Source organism: Pseudoalteromonas sp. MT33b, assembly GCF_014117385.1.
GTDB lineage: Bacteria > Pseudomonadota > Gammaproteobacteria > Enterobacterales > Alteromonadaceae > Pseudoalteromonas > Pseudoalteromonas lipolytica.
Window position 1 is genome coordinate 2,075,782 of sequence record NZ_CP059831.1, and the last position, 17,501, is coordinate 2,093,282.

Genomic DNA, 17,501 nt, shown 5'->3' on the forward strand with positions numbered 1-17,501 from the left:
AAGTGATCATAAAAATATGCTTAACTGATCTGCATTACACGCCACGTGGCCTCTTTTTACTTTTAGCATGACTAAAGCGCTCGCGGGCTCACTTTAATTTAAAGTATAAAGCCTGAGGGGAATTTCACCCTGCTCTGAGAATGTTGCTTAGCCATAAAGATGAAAAAGCCTCGTTATTCTATACTTAAAATAATTAGTTATCGAGTACCCGCTTATCTAAAATACCCTTTTCAATCAGTTGATTGAGTATAGCTTTGGTTTTTTCGCGGCATATATCCCGAACTAAACGAACAGCAGGTGTAATTGATTGCCGACTTGGACAGATAAGCCACAGCTCTGCACACAAATGCGGATAATCTTGCATAACAGGTATTACACGTTCATTAAGCAAATCATCACTGATATCAATGCATGATTTAACTGCAAGGCCTTTACCTGCAACACACCATCGTCTGACTAAATCACCATCATTAGAGGCACGGCGACCTTGCATTTTTACCTTAAAACGTTCTGTGCCGTCAGTAAAATCCCAGACATTATTAATGATATCTTGCAGTTGATAAAAAAGCCCCTGATGTTGTTTTAAGTCATTTGGGTGCTTAGGCATACCATGCTTGGCTAAATAGTCTGGGGTTGCACATAATATACGTGGCACATTACAAATTTTGAAACCATAAAGATTGGAATCTGATGGCGAGCCATAGCGCAGTGCAAAATCGACTGAATCACGGTAAAAGTCAACATTACTATCACTGATATGCGGTCTCAAGCTGAGTTTAGGGTACTCATCTAATAATTCATCAAGCCAAGGAATAATCATATTACGGCCCAGATCAGATGATAACGCCACTCTAAGCTCCCCTTCAATTTCATCATGCTCGCCTTTTAATGCAAGAGTTGCTTGCTCAAGCATGGCAATTGCCTGCTGACATTGAGGCAAAAAGCGCTCACCAGCTGCTGATAAACGCAAGTGACGCGTTGTTCGCACAAATAACTCAGTACCGAGTGCTGCTTCAACACGCTTTATTGCTGCACTCGCTGTTGCTGAGCGCATATCTAGTTTTGCAGCAGCGGTAGTAATGCTGCGGAATTCAGCGACCTTGAGGATTAATTTCAGATCTTCAACCAACATATTAACTAAAATTTTTTGATAATGTTTATTGAATTATGCGCTTTATCGCTAAGTATGCAAGGCGTACACTCAGACATATTGTTAAACATGCGGGAGCAATTACATGACACACCCTATTATTTCAGACTTACAACGCCGTTATACAAGCAAGCGCTACGATGCAACTAAACGCATTAGCCAAGATGATTTGGCCGTTATTTTAGAAGCACTGCGCTTAACTCCTTCATCGATTAACTCGCAACCATGGAAATTCGTAGTAATTGAATCAGACCAAGCAAAACAGCGTTTACACGACAGCTTTGCAAACAAGTTTCAGTTTAATCAATTACATGCAAAGGCCGCCTCACACACTATATTATTTGCTTATAACCCTCGCTACAAACGTGAAGATTATGAAAAAGTCATAGAGGCAGACATTGCTAATGGCCGTACAAAAGCAGAAAACAAAGAAAGCGCTTTTGGTGCCTTTGCTTTTGTTGATTTAAATACCGATGAACAAGGTAATAATGCACAGTGGACTAAGTCACAAACGTATATTGCGTTAGGCAATACCATGCATGCCGTGGCTCGTTTAGGCATTGACTCTACTCCGATGGAAGGGGTTGATAAAGATTTACTCGGTGAGCTTTTCGCTTATGAGCTAGATGGGTATGTCTGTGAAGTTGCTTTGGCAATTGGCTATCACGAACCTGAGCAAGATTATAATGCTGCATTACCAAAATCGCGTTTAGATAAAGATACTGTTATTTCAGTGATTTAAGCGCTACATGCCCTCTATTACGCCTACTCTCGTAGGCGTAATATTTAATTTAACGTTGTATCGACCTTCACATTACGCGCCATACCTTCACTTAAGTCAGCAGTAATCGTTGCAAAACCACCATTAATAAGCGCTAAATTTGGCGCAACATGTCCAATGTCTGCATCGACAATAACCGGAAATAAGTTGCCTTTAAATGCGAGCTCAATTGCTTGAGATTCATCAAAGTAGCAGTCGTTATTTATTGCAGGGCTGCGACCAAACACAACGGCATTTACATCGGTAAAAACATCATTCAATTTTAACGATAACAAACAGCGTGCAAGTGCCATCGGGCTGAGCTCTGCATTTTCTAAATATAAAATAAGTCCTTCAGGTGCATACTGTTTTTTAAATTCATGTAATGCGTAGTAATTAGAAGGTAATAGTAAACCTAACGTATCCAAACAGCCGCCTATCAAGCGCCCTGACACTTCAATTTTACGTGTGTCTTTGTAGTTTATACAACGCCATTGGCTCGGTGCAGTTAAATCAAACTGTGCCTGCGGCTGGTGCGAATAATCTATAACAGACTGCTGGTAATAAGGTGAGGCCACTTGATTTAATTGACCTTTTTCACCTAATTGTAGTGCTTTGAAAATGTTTGCTAAGTATTCATCAGGATCGTCTGGGTGAATTTGCATTAAATTTGCTGCGTGCAGTGTTGCCCAACCACATCGTGTCGTTAAAGCACATGCAAATGTACTGATATCTGAAAATCCCACTAACCACTTCGGTTGTGCTTGGCTTATCGCATTAAAATCAAGTAAAGATAAAATTTCCATGGTGAGATCGCCGCCCCATGGCGGCATGATAGCGGCAATTGAGTCATCTGTTAAAAACTGCATTAATTCATCTGCACGCTGTTTTGCAGGACTATGGGCTTCGCGTAAGCATGCCCCTTCTATAACTTGAAAGCCTTTTGCTTTTAAGCCCGCCAACACAAGATCTAAACGTGCGTGATATGCTTGATCAACCCCTGATGAAAAAGCGCAAATGGCTATTTTATCGCCTTTTGAAAGCGCTTTAGGGTAGTGAATTTTTGCCATTGTCACCTCTATATAATCGTTAATAGAACGCCAACGTAACGAATAATTGGGTGGCTGTAAACAGGCATAAAAAAACCGCGGTATAAAACCGCGGCTTCATCAATGCTTGGTTAAGCTATTAAATATACTCAACTTCAATGATTTCGTATTCAACTTCACCATTAGGTGTTTTAATGGTAACGGCGTCATCAACCTCTTTACCAATTAAACCACGCGCGATTGGCGAGTTTACAGAGATCAGGTTATTTTTGATATCTGCTTCATCATCACCCACGATTTGGTATTTAACCTCAGCGTCGGTTTCAACATTAACGATAGTAACCGTTGTACCAAAAATAACTTTACCTGTCTTAGGCATCTTAGTTATATCGATGATTTGTACATTTGAAAGCTTCGCTTCAATTTCTTGAATACGACCTTCACAAAAACCTTGTTGCTCACGAGCAGCATGATATTCCGCGTTTTCTTTCAAATCACCATGCTCACGTGCGTCAGCAATATCAGCAATGATTTTTGGACGGGTAACTGTTTTTAATTCGTTAAGTTCTTCGCGCAGTAATGCTGCACCACGAACCGTCATCGGAATTGATTGCATATTATTCTCACTTAATCCCAAGGGCGAATCACTCGCCCTTGGCACATTTCCTTAGTTCATTCGCTGGTGTAGTTCCTGAACTGACGTCACTTTGCTACGGTCGTCTGCTTGGTTTGCAGTACAGTTAGCAAATGCCGCGTTCAGTGTCGTTGTGTAGTTAGTCTTGTGCTGTAACGCACCACGACGTAACACCTTCGAATCTTCAATCGCTTGGCGACCTTCAGTAGTGTTTACAATGTAGCTGTATTCACCATTTTTAATTCTATCAAGAATATGAGGACGACCTTCGAATACTTTGTTTACGCGACGAACTGCAATGCCAGCGTCTTCAAGTGCTTTGGCAGTACCACCTGTTGCATCTAGCTCAAAACCAAGTTCAGTCATAGTTTTAGCAAGTTCAACAATACGTGGTTTGTCACTGTTGCGTACCGATAGTAACGCGCGACCACCGCGTGGTAAAGTGTTGCTTGCACCTAATTGTGCTTTAGCGAACGCTTCGGCGAATGTTTCGCCAACACCCATTACCTCACCCGTTGAGCGCATTTCTGGGCCACGCATTGGGTCAACGCCTTGGAACTTAGCAAACGGTAATACAACTTCTTTAACGCTGTAGTAAGGAGGAATCACTTCTTTGGTGATACCTTGGCTTGCCAATGACTGACCTGCCATACAACGCGCTGCTACTTTAGCAAGTGCTACACCCGTTGCTTTTGATACAAACGGTACTGTACGCGCTGCACGAGGGTTTACTTCGATTAAGTAAACTTGGCCGTCTTTCACTGCAAACTGTGTATTCATAAGACCCACTACGCCAAGCTCAAGTGCCATGTCTGTCACTTGCTTACGCATTACGTCTTGTACTTCAGCAGTTAATGAATGAGCAGGTAATGAACATGCTGAGTCACCTGAGTGAACACCTGCTTGCTCGATATGCTCCATGATACCACCGATAATAACTTGCTCACCGTCACAGATAGCATCAACGTCAACTTCGATTGCGTTATCTAAGAAACGGTCAAGCAATACTGGGGCTTCATTTGATGCAGATACCGCTTCAGTCATGTAACGACGTAAGTCATCTTCATCGTAAACGATTTCCATCGCACGACCACCAAGTACATATGAAGGACGTACAACCAGAGGGAAACCGATTTCAGCCGATTTTACAATCGCTTCTTCAAGAGACGTTACTGTTGCATTTTCAGGTTGAAGAAGGTTTAAACGCTCAACAAGTTGTTGGAAACGCTCACGGTCTTCAGCACGGTCGATTGCATCAGGTGACGTACCAATAACTGGCACACCATTCGCTTCAAGTGCACGAGCCAGTTTAAGTGGAGTTTGACCACCGTACTGAACGATTACGCCTTTTGGTTTTTCAACACGAACGATTTCTAACACATCTTCAAGCGTAATTGGCTCGAAGAATAGACGGTCAGATGTGTCGTAGTCTGTAGAAACAGTTTCAGGGTTACAGTTAACCATGATTGTTTCGTAACCGTCTTCACGTAGCGCTAATGCCGCGTGAACACAGCAGTAATCGAATTCGATACCTTGACCAATTCGGTTAGGACCACCACCAATTACCATGATTTTATCTTTGTCAGACGGGTTCGCTTCACACTCTTCGTCATACGTTGAGTACATGTAAGCTGTGTCTGAACTAAATTCTGCCGCACACGTATCAACGCGTTTGTAGACTGGCACGATATTTAATTGGTGACGTTTTTTGCGAATTTCAGCTTCAGATACACCCGCAATTTCAGCGATACGTGCATCAGCAAAACCTTTGCGTTTAAGCTTGCGTAAGAACTCGGCATTTAAACCAGCCATACCTACTTCGCTGATTGTTTCTTCGTCTTTTAAGATATCTTCGATTTGTACTAAGTACCATGGATCGATTTTAGTCAATTCGAATACATCTTCAACGCTCATACCATGACGCATTGCATCAGCAACATACCAAATACGCTCGGCACCTGGCTCACGCAATTCACGAATGATTTTCTCTTTCGCTTTCGGGTCATCAAGCGCAACAATTGGGTTAAAACCTGTTGCACCCACTTCAAGACCACGTAATGCTTTGTGTAGTGATTCTTGTTGGTTACGACCAATAGCCATAACCTCACCCACAGATTTCATCTGTGTAGTAAGACGGTCGTTTGAACCTGCGAATTTTTCGAAGTTAAAACGTGGGATCTTAGTCACAACGTAATCGATTGAAGGCTCGAATGAAGCAGGTGTTTTACCACCCGTGATATCATTTTGAAGCTCGTCAAGCGTATAACCTACAGCTAGTTTCGCAGCGATTTTAGCAATTGGGAAACCCGTTGCTTTAGACGCTAGAGCCGATGAACGAGATACACGAGGGTTCATTTCAATGATAACCATACGGCCATCAACTGGATTCACACCAAACTGTACGTTTGAACCACCTGTTTCAACGCCGATTTCGCGAAGTACCGCCATCGATGCATTACGCATGATTTGGTATTCTTTATCCGTCAACGTTTGTGCTGGTGCAACGGTGATTGAGTCACCCGTGTGAACGCCCATTGGGTCAAAGTTTTCGATAGAACATACGATGATACAGTTGTCGTTTTTGTCACGAACAACTTCCATTTCGTACTCTTTCCAACCGATTAATGATTCATCAATTAGAAGCTCATTTGTTGGTGATAAATCTAAACCACGCTCACAAATTTCATCAAATTCTTCTTGGTTGTATGCAACACCGCCACCGGTACCACCCATGGTGAATGATGGACGGATAATACATGGGAAGCCGATACGAGTAAGTACATCGTGTGCTTCGTCCATTGAGTGAGCGATTTCAGCACGCGGACACTCAAGGCCAATATTTTTCATTGCAGCGTCAAAACGCTCACGGTTTTCTGCTTTATCGATGGCATCCGCAGTTGCACCGATTAGCTCAACACCGTGTTTAGCCAACACACCGTGCTTGTCTAGGTCAAGCGCACAGTTTAATGCTGTTTGACCACCCATTGTTGGGAGTACAGCATCTGGCTTTTCTTTTTCAATAATTTTTTCTACCACTTCCCAGTGAATTGGTTCGATGTACGTCGCATCGGCCATTTCAGGGTCAGTCATGATAGTTGCAGGGTTCGAGTTTACAAGAATAACTCGATAGCCTTCTTCTCGTAGTGCTTTACACGCTTGTGCACCAGAGTAGTCAAATTCACAAGCTTGACCGATAACGATCGGGCCCGCGCCTAAGATAAGAATGCTTTTTATGTCGGTACGTTTTGGCATTGTTACTCCGGTTAAATTAGTTAGAACGAGCTTGCATCAAGTCGATGAAGTGGTCGAATAAAGGTGCTGCATCGTGAGGACCTGGGCTTGCTTCAGGGTGACCTTGGAAGCTAAATGCAGGCTTATCAGTACGGTGAATACCTTGTAGCGTACCATCGAATAATGAAACGTGAGTTGCACGTAAATTCGCTGGTAATGTCGCTTCATCCGCTGCGAAACCATGGTTTTGCGCAGTGATCATAACCACATTGCGGTCAAGGTCTTTAACTGGGTGGTTACCACCGTGATGACCGAACTTCATTTTTACTGTTTTTGCACCAGAGGCAAGCGCAAGTAATTGGTGACCTAAACAAATACCAAAAATTGGCGTATCTGTTTCTAAAAAGGTCTTAATTGCGTCAATGGCGTAGGTACAAGGCTCAGGGTCACCAGGGCCGTTCGATAAGAAAATACCGTCTGGGTTAAGTGCGAGTACGTCTTCAGCAGATGTTTGTGCCGGCACAACGGTTAATTTACAACCGCGGTCAACTAACATGCGTAAGATATTACGTTTAACACCGAAGTCATAAGCAACAACGTGAAATTTCTCGTCTGCTGCTTCTAGCGTTTTAAAGCCTTCACCTAATGTCCAGCTTGATTCACGCCACTCAAAATTTTCCTTGGTTGAGACAACTTTTGCTAAATCCATGCCTTTTAAGCCTGGGAAGGCTTGCGCAGCTTCGAGCGCTTTATTCTCATCTAACTCGTCGCCTGCAATGATACAACCATTTTGAGCGCCTTTATCACGTAAGATACGTGTTAATTTACGAGTGTCGATGTCAGCAATACCTAGGATATTGCGTTCTTTTAAGTAATCACTTAACGATTGCTCGTTACGGAAATTACTTGCTAGCAGTGGCAAATCACGGATCACTAGGCCTTTAGCCCAGATTTGACCCGCTTCTTCGTCTTCGCTGTTAGTACCCGTATTACCGATATGTGGGTACGTCAAAGTTACGATTTGTTCCGCGTATGAAGGGTCAGTCAAAATTTCTTGATAACCAGTCATAGACGTATTGAATACTACTTCACCGACTGACATGCCGTCAGCGCCGATTGCAGTACCGCGAAACACTGTGCCGTCTTCTAGGACTAACAGAGCGGATTTAGTCAAGTTAACCTCCTAACAGTAAAAAACGGGAGTAAAGTCATTTGCTCTACTGCCCGTTTAAAGCGATTGGAAACACGCATTTATGAATTTTTGGCAAATTGGCGCTATTTTACAGTAATTTGCTTTTCAGATCTAATCATAATTAATAAAATAGTAAAAATAAGCGTTATTAACTTAATTTTCACTGAAACTGCCAAAAAAGAAACTAAACTACTTCAAGTCAAGCACATCTTGCATGTCATAAAGTCCAGCCGGCTTATTTTTCAACCAGCCCGCAGCTCTTACAGCACCTAAGGCAAAGGTCATTCTAGAACTTGCTTTATGAGTTAATTCTAGTCTTTCGCCAGAAGTTGCGAAATATGCGGTGTGTTCACCTACTATATCTCCGCCTCGCATGACCGAATAACCGATTTCATTTTGCGATTTTGCTTGTTCATCGTGGCTTCTATCGAAACGTGCAACGTCATCATGTTGCCAGCCTTTTGCCTCTGCAATAGCCTCACCAATAGCCAAAGCCGTGCCCGAGGGCGCATCAATTTTATGACGATGGTGCGCTTCAAAAATCTCAATGTCCATGTCATCGCCAAATTTCACAGCTGCAGTCTGCACTAAGTTAAGCAGTAAATTAACGCCTACGCTATAGTTACGAGCAAAAACAATCGGGATATACTTTGCTGCATCGTTTAACGCTTCAAGGTCGTCGTGGGTTAAGCCTGTCGTGCCGATCACCATGGCTATATTTTTTTCTACCGCTGTTTTGAGGTGATTACGCATCCCCGCGGGTAAAGTAAAATCAATAAGTACGTCAGTCTCTTTTACATCAGTTTCTTTGCTAAATTGCACATCCGCATCAGCGGCACTGTTTAATTGATTAACAGCTAAATTAATAAGCGGTGAATTTTCACGGACATACGCCCCCGTTAACACAGAGTGCTCATTTTTTGTAACAGCCTCTAATAGTGCAAGCCCCATGCGGCCATTGGCACCAAATACACCTATACGGTTCATACTTTTACCTTATCTATTCTTATTAGCTGGCTAGATTTTATCGAAAACTCATGTAATAGTCAGGTTAGCTTATAAAAAATACAGCGCTAATTTTTTGGATTTATAAAATAACAACAATAATAACAGATAGCCTTTGCATTTAGCCATCTATACATTTAAACTTCTTCCTTTGCGCCGATTTGGTCTTTGGCTTGCGGGCGCTGTTGTTGTTTTTATTTTCATAAAACAACAACTAAATACAGCTAAAAGAAGTTTTTGGCTGTGTTTTTGGTTATCTAACGAGGAATATGATGCAGCCATCATTTAATAAAACAAAAGCAAAACTTTCTTTGCTGCCGCTTTTGGTGTTTGTCGGCTTATTTTTAGGCGCAGGCTTATACTTACAATCTCAAGGTGTTGATTACGCCTTTTATCAACTACCGGCACCGGTCGCTATTTTACCTGCCATTATGTTGGCCTTTATTTTAAATAGAAACACGATTAACCACAGTGTTGAAACGTTTATAAAAGGTGCAGGTCATAGCAATATCATTACTATGTGCTTGATTTACCTTCTTGCAGGTGCGTTTTCTGCCGTCGCAGGCGCAACCGGGGGTGTTGATGCCGTCGTGAATGCCGGTTTATCTCTTATTCCCCCAGCTTTATTACTTCCGGGCTTATTTTTAATCGCTGCCGTGGTTTCAACTGCCATGGGCACATCAATGGGCACCATCGGCGCGATTGGCCCTATTGCCTACGCCGTAGCGCAAAAAACGGGTATCGATCCGGCATTGATGGCCGGTACAATTGTATCGGGTGCAATGTTTGGCGATAACCTATCAATCATTTCTGACACAACAATTGCGGCTACCCGTACTCAAGGTTGTGAAATGAAAGATAAATTTCGCGAGAATCTAAAGATTGCTCTGCCTGCTGCTGCACTCACCATTGCATTATTGTTCTTTTTAACACCGGCAGCTGAAGCGGTTGAAACACAGGATTACGATATATTACTCGTGCTTCCGTATGCCTTTATTTTAGTGCTAGCGGTGATGGGATTTAATGTCTTTGTGGTGCTGTTTAGCGGGATTATTTTCGCAGCACTAATGGGCTTTACAGGCAGTTATGAAGGCGCAAGCTTTGTAAAAGATATCTACAAAGGCTTTACCGATATGCAGGAAATTTTCTTGTTATCTATGTTTATTGGCGGCCTGTCAGAATTTATTCGTATAAACGGTGGCCTTGATTACATTGCTAACAAAATTCAGGCAATCACGAAAATTATTGCTAAATGGCATCGTAAAGTTGCTGATCAATTAGGTATTGCAGCACTCGTAATGACGAGTAACGTATGTATTGCTAATAATACGGTGTCTATTATTGTTGCAGGCCCTATTGCGAAAAAACTGGCCGATGACGGTGAAATCACTGGCAAGCGCTCAGCCAGTTTATTAGATATTTTTGCCTGTGTAACACAAGGCTCTTTGCCCTACGGCGCACAAGCCTTATTGTTAGGTGCAACGTTTAAAATCAGCCCTTGGCAAGTATCTACATCGTCATATTATTGTTTTATTCTCGCGTTTACTGCGATTGCGGTAATATGCTTACGCCGTAATAAAGCCTAAGTTAAATATTTTTGAGCAGATACGTCATTTTAAGGACGTATCTGCTATAATCCTCACTTTGTATCCCCCTTTATATACTAATTCGCTTAATCAAGTGAATTGTTATGACTACATCAATATTGAGATATGAACTTGAAAAAGATCCTTTCTATTGCTGCGCTATGTGCAGCGAGTACTTCGAGCTATGCGGCTAATTGGAGCTCAACGCAATTACACATCAATAACGGTGAGCACAAAAATCCGTTTTCTTTGGCTAAATCAAACACAACGGTTGTGTCATTACAGCATGCATCTGGTTATGACTATGGCGATAACTTCTTTTTTATTGACTACAGTGATGATGATTTACAAGATGGATATCAAGATAAAGACTTTTATGGTGAATGGTATTCAACCTTTAGCCTGTCAAAAATCTCAGGCAACGATTTTTCATATGGTGCGATTGCTGACGTAGGTTTAACTGCGGGCTTTAACGCTGCTGGAGACTCAAAGGTTCTAAAATATTTACCCGGTGTAAAACTAAGCTGGCAAGCACCAGGTTTTAGCTTTTTATCAACGTTGTTTACAGCCTACATTGATGACAGTGAAGGTGTTGCTCGTGGTGGTGCTCCTACTGAAACAAACAGCTGGATGATTGATGTAGCATGGGGCTACCCATTCACTATTGGCTCACAAAAATTTAATGTGACAGGCCATGTTGAGTACATTGCAGAGCGTGAAAACGAATTCGGTCAAGACGTTAAAGCATGGATTTTAGCACAGCCTATTATTACATGGGATTTAGGTCATGCAATCAGCATGAAAGAAAATACCCTGTTACTTGGCCTTGAGTGGCAATACTGGCATAATAAACTAGGCACAGATACCACTGAATCAGTCCCACAACTTCATGTTGAGTGGACGTTCTAAACGTTATCAATAAAACTGCGAAATAGTTATTTATTTCGCAGTTTTAGAATTTATAGCAATACTTTTACTTAAAAGTACTCATAAGCAACTTAAAGAGAAGAACTCATCTACATTTTCGACCTTTAACTCTGGGAAATGACTAATTAGTGCTTTATAAGCATCTTGCTCAGATATTTTACGTTTAAATATAGCTCGCCGATGCTGAGGCTTAATTTTTACCCCACTCACCTTAAAATAGTTTATGAAAGCCGCATTATCTTTCTGTTCATAAGCATTAATATCACCAAAGTGTAATGTCATAGAAGAATAGTTTTTTATAAAAAAATAAAATGGATCCAGCTCAGTCTCTAAATCAAACTCAGCCCCTACCATACTATTAAGATCAGAAAATGCTTTATATGCACCTTTATTGGCAAACTCATTTAAAAGGGCTTTAGCGTCCTTTGGTTCGTCGAAAGAAAGCGTTTCAAGCCACATTGTGAAACCTTTCAAACTAGCCAATCCCGAAAAACTTGTAATATGCTTGCTTGACGGCTTTAAGCCAACATTACTCAATCTCATCATAATTTCTTGCTCATTGAGTGATGTCGCTTGTAAATAATCGCGAGCAAGAATGATTCCTAAAATAGATTTAACTTCTGGTAACATCGTGTCTGGTATATCTAACGTTGTTAAATCAAGTTTTTCTAGTGAAGTATTCTGATTCGCTATTGTTTGAGTGATCTGTTTTCTCATTTCAGTAAACTGACTTTTAATGAGGGGAAAATCATCTGGGTGCTGTTGATTTTTACAAAAATAAAATTCAGGTGACGATTTAATTGATTCAATAAAAGGCGTTGATTCGAATGTATCAAGCTGCAAATAATTGAGTTGACGTCCTTCAAGCCACTCCCTTGTTAAATTACATTTATCTAAACTACGTTTTTCGTCATCAGTTAATTCATTCTTATCAATATTCAATACAAAAATAGGTTCTGGCTTTTCTAAATCCTCTACTGGGATTAAGTTAACAACGATACCTTCATGATTTAACTTTTCTACTGCATTTTTGACCTCGACATTACTAAACAAAGGATGATTAATTTCCTGATAGTAAATACCTTTTCCACTCAAGCCCAACAAATCAAAGAGTTGCTGATAACTTTCAGAGTCTTCAATCTCATAACCTTCATTACCGATTATCATAAGGAGTTGAGTTGCTGCTTCGTTAGTAAAGTTAGCCGTTGAAAACTCAAGTCCAGGATAGCGCTGTAAAAGCATTATGGCAGTAGGAATGCGTTTCTTAGCAACTAAAAAACCTAAAATGGAATTTAAAGGGGAAATAGATTCACTATTAAGTATTTCGTATGGGAAATTTGAAAAAACCCGTTCAATTTCATTGAAAGTTTCGACCGATGAAATATTAGTCGATGTAATCTTCCGATTAAGCTCCTCAAGTGGTAAGTCTGCCCAAAGTCTGTCTAATGAATCCTTATAATCCAAAACTTCCGTCGCCGATGAATTTGGTCCATTAACAAAATTATATTGACTAAGAAACCGTTCATTATTCGGCAATGATTTTATAACTGGTATCAATTCAGAAACGGATTCATGCAACATAGCCCTTTCATACCAATCTTGCGCTTGTGACCAACTGCTAACAAACCAAATTGCATCCGCAACCTGCTTTGCTGAATAACCATTTTTGAAAGCGTGCAGTGCTTTAAGTTCTATCTCATCTGAAAAATCATAGTGTAAATTGCTTTGCTTAAGATTTAAATCTCTGCACAGTTGTTCGTCTGGAACTTCATTTGGAAAAGGGCGTTTTTTGTAGGTTTTTTTTTCTGAAGTCGCTTCGGTATTTTTATCTAATGAGCTAATGTCATTTGTTGTATTGACGGTTTTTTTTGATTCGTTCGTGTGTGAAGTTTCAGTATTGGTTACATAAAATATTAACGTTGTTACAACGCTAGCTAAAACAATTACTGATAAAGCTTTTTTTTTCATCCCTAAATGCTCTGTACTTATTTTGAAAACATAAGACTAACCATATATTGATTAGGCTTATGTTTAAAGTATAAAGCTAAGAAAATAGTCCTAATTTACAGTTTACACTGTGGGTTTCTGCCCTGCGCTTTTGCCGCTTGTTGTGCTTTTAAAGCCGTTGGCATGTGTTTTTGTAGCTCTTTAATTCGATTACCCGGTGCTGGGTGAGTCGACATGAATTCGGGTGTGCCGCTGCTGCCAGCTGCACTCATGTTTTGCCATAATGACACTGACTGCTCTGGGTTAAAGCCGGCCTTTGCCATTAAGTCTAAACCTACAATATCAGCTTCAGATTCATGTGAGCGGCTAAAAGGTAACACCACACCAAATTGTGCGCCGAGTCCAAGTGCTTGCATAATTTCACCGCGATATTGCACATTACCCATATCAAGCGCAGCACCACCGACTTGTAAACCTGTTTGAATCAAGGAGTTTTGCGATACACGTTCATTCGAGTGCTCAGCAATAACGTGTGCAACTTCATGGCCTAACACGGTCGCTAGTTGATCCCTGTTAACCGCTACTTTTAATAATCCGGTATGTACGCCAATGTAGCCGCCTGGTAATGCAAACGCATTCGCAGAATCTTCTTCGAACACCACCACTTCCCATGCTTGTTGAGCATATTCACGCGGCAAAACAGAAATCACATCGTCTGCGATGCATTTTACATACGCATTAACTTTTGGGTCGGAGTTAATCGGCTGTGTTTTCTTCATTTCAGCAAAACTTGCTTGGCCCATTTGACTCATTTGTTGATCTGAGTAGAGCGCGATCTGTGTACGTCCCGTTGGAGACGTTTTACACCCTGCTAAAACAGCGGTGGCTAACACGACCATCATTAACTTTTTCATGTGAATCCTTACAAATACTATTAGTGCAATTGTTGCTAATATAGCAAAGCATTCATTAATTTTATATGAAAATACATTTCCCACCGTGCAAATGTGATTTTTCAGTTAAATCTTTTAGTTAGCAGGCAAACTAAGTTCACCAACGAACCACTCGCTGCTACAATAGGGGTCTATTGATTGATAAACGAGTTTCCAATGCCTTCCCCCGACACATTAAATAAACGCATTTTATTGCCGTTACTGGCAAGTATTGTCGCCATTACTCCGCTGGCAATTGATTTGTATCTACCTGCGATGTTGGTCATTGCCAATGACTTACAAACAACCATGCCAAATGTACAAATTTCATTGAGTATCTATTTAGCTGGCTATGCACTGGGTATGCTATTTTTTGGCCCTATTGCCGATGAGCTTGGTAGACGATTACTGGCTAAAGTAGGCTTAGCGCTGTTTGGTTTAAGTTCGTTAGCACTGGCATTTTGCCATAACATAGAGCTTTTTTGGTCACTTAGGGCAGTACAGGCTTTCACTGGTGCCGCGGCAACCGTGGTTGTACCGGGTATTATTCGTCATATTTACCGTGAGAATACGGCAAAGGGGATGTCGTATGTATCGATGATCATGATGGTAGCGCCCCTTATCGCCCCCACGCTTGGCTCTTTAATTATGGGCATTTCGACATGGCAGGTTATATTTTTAGTGTTAGCTGCGTATAGCTTTGCGATTTTAGCACTTGTGCAACTTTACTTAATTGATATCCCTATTTTCAAAAGTCAGCAACGTGGTTTAGCGTTATTTTTTAACAGCTATAAAACCGTCTTTTCACGTCAAAGTGCACGTGCCGACATCGCTAGCTCTATGTTTGCCTCGTTCGCATTTTTCTGCTTTTTAACGTCTGTGCCTTACGTTTATTTGGACTTTTTTAAAGTAGATGAACAACTCTTCGGTATTTTATTTGCCTTTAACGTACTTGCCTTAATGTTCGGTAACTTTATGAATACCCGACTTGTACCACGCTTAGGATCGCGCAAATTACTGTTTATAGGCTTAGGTATTGGCTTTGCATCGGGCTCAGCATTACTGCTGTTTAGTTTAATGCATTTGTCGCTGTATTTTATCGTCGCAAGCATAGCGCCTTTAATGATGAGTTTGGGGATTGTGGCAAGTAATGCCGACTCATTGATTTTAATGCAATTCGAGGAAAAGTCAGGGACTGCAACGGCGGTAATTGGTACGTTACGTTTTGGCAGTGGCGCACTCGTAGGACCTATCCTCGCGTTTATTCACCCACAAAGTGCGGTGCCATTTTCAGCCATGATGTTCAGTGCGCTTATCCTTATACTACTTGTGCAGCTTTGGCATCGAAAATTAGACAAAAAAAATGCCTGTCTATGACAGGCATTTTTCTCTAAAAGCGTTTATTCAGCTTCTTTCGATACCATTACCATAGCAGGACGCAGTAAACGACCGTTTAACGTGTACCCTTTTTGCATAACTGCAAGTACCGTATTAGGTGCTACATCATTGCTTGGTTGAATAGACATCGCTTGATGGAATTCTGGATTAAACTGCTCACCTTGTGGGTTAACAATTTCTACACCAAACTTAGACACGGCATCGTTGAAGCTTTTTACCGTCATCTCGATACCTTCAAGTACAGGCTTAAGCTGCTCATTTTCTTTGTCAGAAAACTCAATCGCACGCTCTAAATTGTCAATCACGGGTAATAATTCGTTAGCAAACTTCTCAAGTGCAAACTTGTGAGCTTTTTCAACATCTTGTGCGGCACGGCGACGCATGTTTTCAACATCTGCTGCGGCACGTACAACACTGTCTTTTTGATCATTTATAGTTTGCTTTGCAGCTTCTAGTTCACTATAAAGTAGTGCAATTTCAGCTTCAGGGCTTAGTTCTTCGCCTTCAACTTGCTCTGCTGCTTCAACGGCTGCGTCAACATCCGCTTGCATTTGTTCAAATTCTTCGTTTAGTTCAACTTCTTGCTCTGGTGATTTTGTCTGCTCAGACATAGCTTAAATGCTCCAATTCTTTACAACTGCGGTAATTATGGGGATTGAATAAAAAGATTCAAGAGGTTGATGACCCGATTAACTCAAATTCTTGGATGATTGCTTCAATTTGTGCTGATTTTGGACAAATAACACAAAAACGACTCTGATATTCGAGGTTATTAAAGTAAGGAAGGCTGATCACCATTAACTCATCACAATCGGTAAATGGAAGTTGTTCTGTGTTTAATACCGACAAACCGTTTCTAAATGCGAGCTTATCTTCAACAAAATTTAGAAATGAGACGCCTATATTTAAGCTCGTTTGACAGTCTACTTGCTTATATAAATAATTTTCACCTACCACAATACTGTTATCAGACCCCAGTTTCTGGCTCAATTGGCGAGTCCATTGGGTCAACGAGTCATGGCAGTTGCGCGGTGCAGTATTCGCCATTGCCTGCATACGGTAAAGACCTTCCATCAGAGTTTGTTGACTAAACACCGTATTAAGCCACGTTGCAAACTGATAGCGAACCGAATCACTGGCGTCCTCAGGTTTACTAATACAAATATTGTGACTTTGCCCTGCTCTATCAATCAGTAAAATAAGCCAATCACTGCCATCAAAGTCAAGCACTTCAACCCTAAAAACCAATTGCGAACTCACTTGCGGTAAACCAACACAACAACATACTTTATAACGTTGGCTCAAGCCGTGGGCCAGCTCAACAAGTTGTGCTTGTTGAGGTTGCCAATACGTCGCAATTTCGGGCAAAGAGAAAAATTCGGTTAACCAATAGTCAAACCCAGCATTTGTTGGCACGCGGCCTGCCGAGGTATGTGGCGAATAAAGCAACCCTTCTTTTTCAAGCCTTGCCATTGCATTTCGCACTGTGGCAGAGCACACAGCCATGCCCTTTTGCTTTGCTATACGCGTTGAAGCCACTGGTTGGCCCTCGCCATTACAATATAGGCTCATTACGGCTGAAAAAATTTGTTGATCGCGGGGGTTTAATTTCATAATTCTTACATCTTGACTCTTGTCCTAAGATATTTGGGCACTGCAAGTTTATTTCAAGTTATTTTCAAAGCATTAA

Annotated in this window: 14 protein-coding genes; 4 read left to right on the top strand and 10 right to left on the bottom strand. The window is 41.2% G+C overall.

Annotated elements, in window-relative coordinates; genetic code table 11:
• Positions 1-193: 193 nt before the first annotated feature.
• Positions 194-1,132 (bottom strand): LysR family transcriptional regulator, encoded by a 939-nt coding sequence (locus H3302_RS09495; protein ID WP_036967684.1) that lies wholly within the window; start codon positions 1,130-1,132, stop codon positions 194-196.
• A gap of 103 nt (positions 1,133-1,235) precedes the next feature.
• Between H3302_RS09495 and H3302_RS09500 the strand changes: the two genes are divergently transcribed.
• Complete coding sequence (locus tag H3302_RS09500; RefSeq protein WP_182395025.1) at positions 1,236-1,892, top strand: nitroreductase family protein; 657 nt, start codon at positions 1,236-1,238, stop codon at positions 1,890-1,892.
• A 44-nt stretch (positions 1,893-1,936) separates the two neighbouring features.
• Here the strand turns inward: H3302_RS09500 and H3302_RS09505 are convergent, their stop codons facing one another.
• The 5 genes from H3302_RS09505 to dapB form a co-directional block, all read right to left on the bottom strand.
• Complete coding sequence (locus tag H3302_RS09505; protein WP_036967679.1) at positions 1,937-2,980, bottom strand: S66 peptidase family protein; 1,044 nt, start codon at positions 2,978-2,980, stop codon at positions 1,937-1,939.
• A gap of 118 nt (positions 2,981-3,098) precedes the next feature.
• A complete protein-coding gene (gene greA, locus H3302_RS09510) occupies positions 3,099-3,575 on the bottom strand; it encodes a transcription elongation factor GreA (protein ID WP_036967677.1) in 477 nt (158 codons plus the stop codon).
• 51 nt (positions 3,576-3,626) lie between these two features.
• Positions 3,627-6,845 carry a carbamoyl-phosphate synthase large subunit gene (carB, locus tag H3302_RS09515; protein ID WP_036967675.1) on the bottom strand — a complete coding sequence of 1,073 codons (3,219 nt, stop codon included), beginning with the start codon at positions 6,843-6,845 and terminating at the stop codon, positions 3,627-3,629.
• Positions 6,846-6,861: 16 nt separating this feature from the next.
• Positions 6,862-7,998, bottom strand: a complete 1,137-nt coding sequence (gene carA, locus H3302_RS09520; protein ID WP_036967672.1) for a glutamine-hydrolyzing carbamoyl-phosphate synthase small subunit — start codon at positions 7,996-7,998, stop codon at positions 6,862-6,864.
• Between the two features lie 207 nt (positions 7,999-8,205).
• On the bottom strand, positions 8,206-9,003 hold the full coding sequence (gene dapB, locus H3302_RS09525) for a 4-hydroxy-tetrahydrodipicolinate reductase (protein WP_065978698.1): 798 nt from the start codon (positions 9,001-9,003) through the stop codon (positions 8,206-8,208).
• Positions 9,004-9,293: 290 nt separating this feature from the next.
• Here dapB and H3302_RS09530 point away from each other — a divergent pair, with 290 nt between their 5' ends.
• On the top strand, positions 9,294-10,607 hold the full coding sequence (locus H3302_RS09530) for a Na+/H+ antiporter NhaC family protein (RefSeq protein WP_036967666.1): 1,314 nt from the start codon (positions 9,294-9,296) through the stop codon (positions 10,605-10,607).
• A 126-nt stretch (positions 10,608-10,733) separates the two neighbouring features.
• The gene (locus H3302_RS09535; protein ID WP_065978699.1) at positions 10,734-11,516 is read left to right on the top strand and encodes a nucleoside-binding protein; all 783 of its coding nucleotides are present in this window, start codon (positions 10,734-10,736) and stop codon (positions 11,514-11,516) included.
• Positions 11,517-11,594: 78 nt separating this feature from the next.
• Here H3302_RS09535 and H3302_RS09540 read toward each other — a convergent pair whose 3' ends face one another.
• Positions 11,595-13,502, bottom strand: coding sequence for a hypothetical protein (locus H3302_RS09540; protein ID WP_182395027.1), 1,908 nt, complete (start codon positions 13,500-13,502; stop codon positions 11,595-11,597).
• A gap of 95 nt (positions 13,503-13,597) precedes the next feature.
• Positions 13,598-14,395, bottom strand: a complete 798-nt coding sequence (locus H3302_RS09545) for a M48 family metallopeptidase (RefSeq protein WP_065978701.1) — start codon at positions 14,393-14,395, stop codon at positions 13,598-13,600.
• A gap of 195 nt (positions 14,396-14,590) precedes the next feature.
• On the opposite strand from H3302_RS09545, the gene H3302_RS09550 reads away from it, so the two are divergent.
• Positions 14,591-15,790, top strand: coding sequence for a multidrug effflux MFS transporter (locus H3302_RS09550; RefSeq protein WP_036967656.1), 1,200 nt, complete (start codon positions 14,591-14,593; stop codon positions 15,788-15,790).
• Positions 15,791-15,813: 23 nt separating this feature from the next.
• On the opposite strand, the gene grpE is transcribed toward H3302_RS09550, so the two are convergent.
• On the bottom strand, positions 15,814-16,422 hold the full coding sequence (grpE, locus tag H3302_RS09555) for a nucleotide exchange factor GrpE (RefSeq protein WP_036967654.1): 609 nt from the start codon (positions 16,420-16,422) through the stop codon (positions 15,814-15,816).
• Between the two features lie 58 nt (positions 16,423-16,480).
• A complete protein-coding gene (locus H3302_RS09560; RefSeq protein WP_036967651.1) occupies positions 16,481-17,425 on the bottom strand; it encodes an HrcA family transcriptional regulator in 945 nt (314 codons plus the stop codon).
• Between the last annotated feature and the right edge of the window lie 76 nt (positions 17,426-17,501).

Excerpts from the sequence above, each read along its gene's own strand:
- H3302_RS09495 (WP_036967684.1), bottom strand. The coding sequence starts at position 1,132 with ATGTTGGTTGAAGATCTGAAATTAATCCTCAAGGTCGCTGAATTCCGC.
- H3302_RS09500 (WP_182395025.1), top strand. The coding sequence starts at position 1,236 with ATGACACACCCTATTATTTCAGACTTACAACGCCGTTATACAAGCAAG.
- H3302_RS09505 (WP_036967679.1), bottom strand. The coding sequence starts at position 2,980 with ATGGCAAAAATTCACTACCCTAAAGCGCTTTCAAAAGGCGATAAAATA.
- greA (WP_036967677.1), bottom strand. The coding sequence starts at position 3,575 with ATGCAATCAATTCCGATGACGGTTCGTGGTGCAGCATTACTGCGCGAA.
- carB (WP_036967675.1), bottom strand. The coding sequence starts at position 6,845 with ATGCCAAAACGTACCGACATAAAAAGCATTCTTATCTTAGGCGCGGGC.
- dapB (WP_065978698.1), bottom strand. The coding sequence starts at position 9,003 with ATGAACCGTATAGGTGTATTTGGTGCCAATGGCCGCATGGGGCTTGCA.
- H3302_RS09530 (WP_036967666.1), top strand. The coding sequence starts at position 9,294 with ATGCAGCCATCATTTAATAAAACAAAAGCAAAACTTTCTTTGCTGCCG.
- H3302_RS09535 (WP_065978699.1), top strand. The coding sequence starts at position 10,734 with ATGAACTTGAAAAAGATCCTTTCTATTGCTGCGCTATGTGCAGCGAGT.
- H3302_RS09540 (WP_182395027.1), bottom strand. The coding sequence starts at position 13,502 with ATGAAAAAAAAAGCTTTATCAGTAATTGTTTTAGCTAGCGTTGTAACA.
- H3302_RS09545 (WP_065978701.1), bottom strand. The coding sequence starts at position 14,395 with ATGAAAAAGTTAATGATGGTCGTGTTAGCCACCGCTGTTTTAGCAGGG.
- H3302_RS09550 (WP_036967656.1), top strand. The coding sequence starts at position 14,591 with ATGCCTTCCCCCGACACATTAAATAAACGCATTTTATTGCCGTTACTG.
- grpE (WP_036967654.1), bottom strand. The coding sequence starts at position 16,422 with ATGTCTGAGCAGACAAAATCACCAGAGCAAGAAGTTGAACTAAACGAA.
- H3302_RS09560 (WP_036967651.1), bottom strand. The coding sequence starts at position 17,425 with ATGAAATTAAACCCCCGCGATCAACAAATTTTTTCAGCCGTAATGAGC.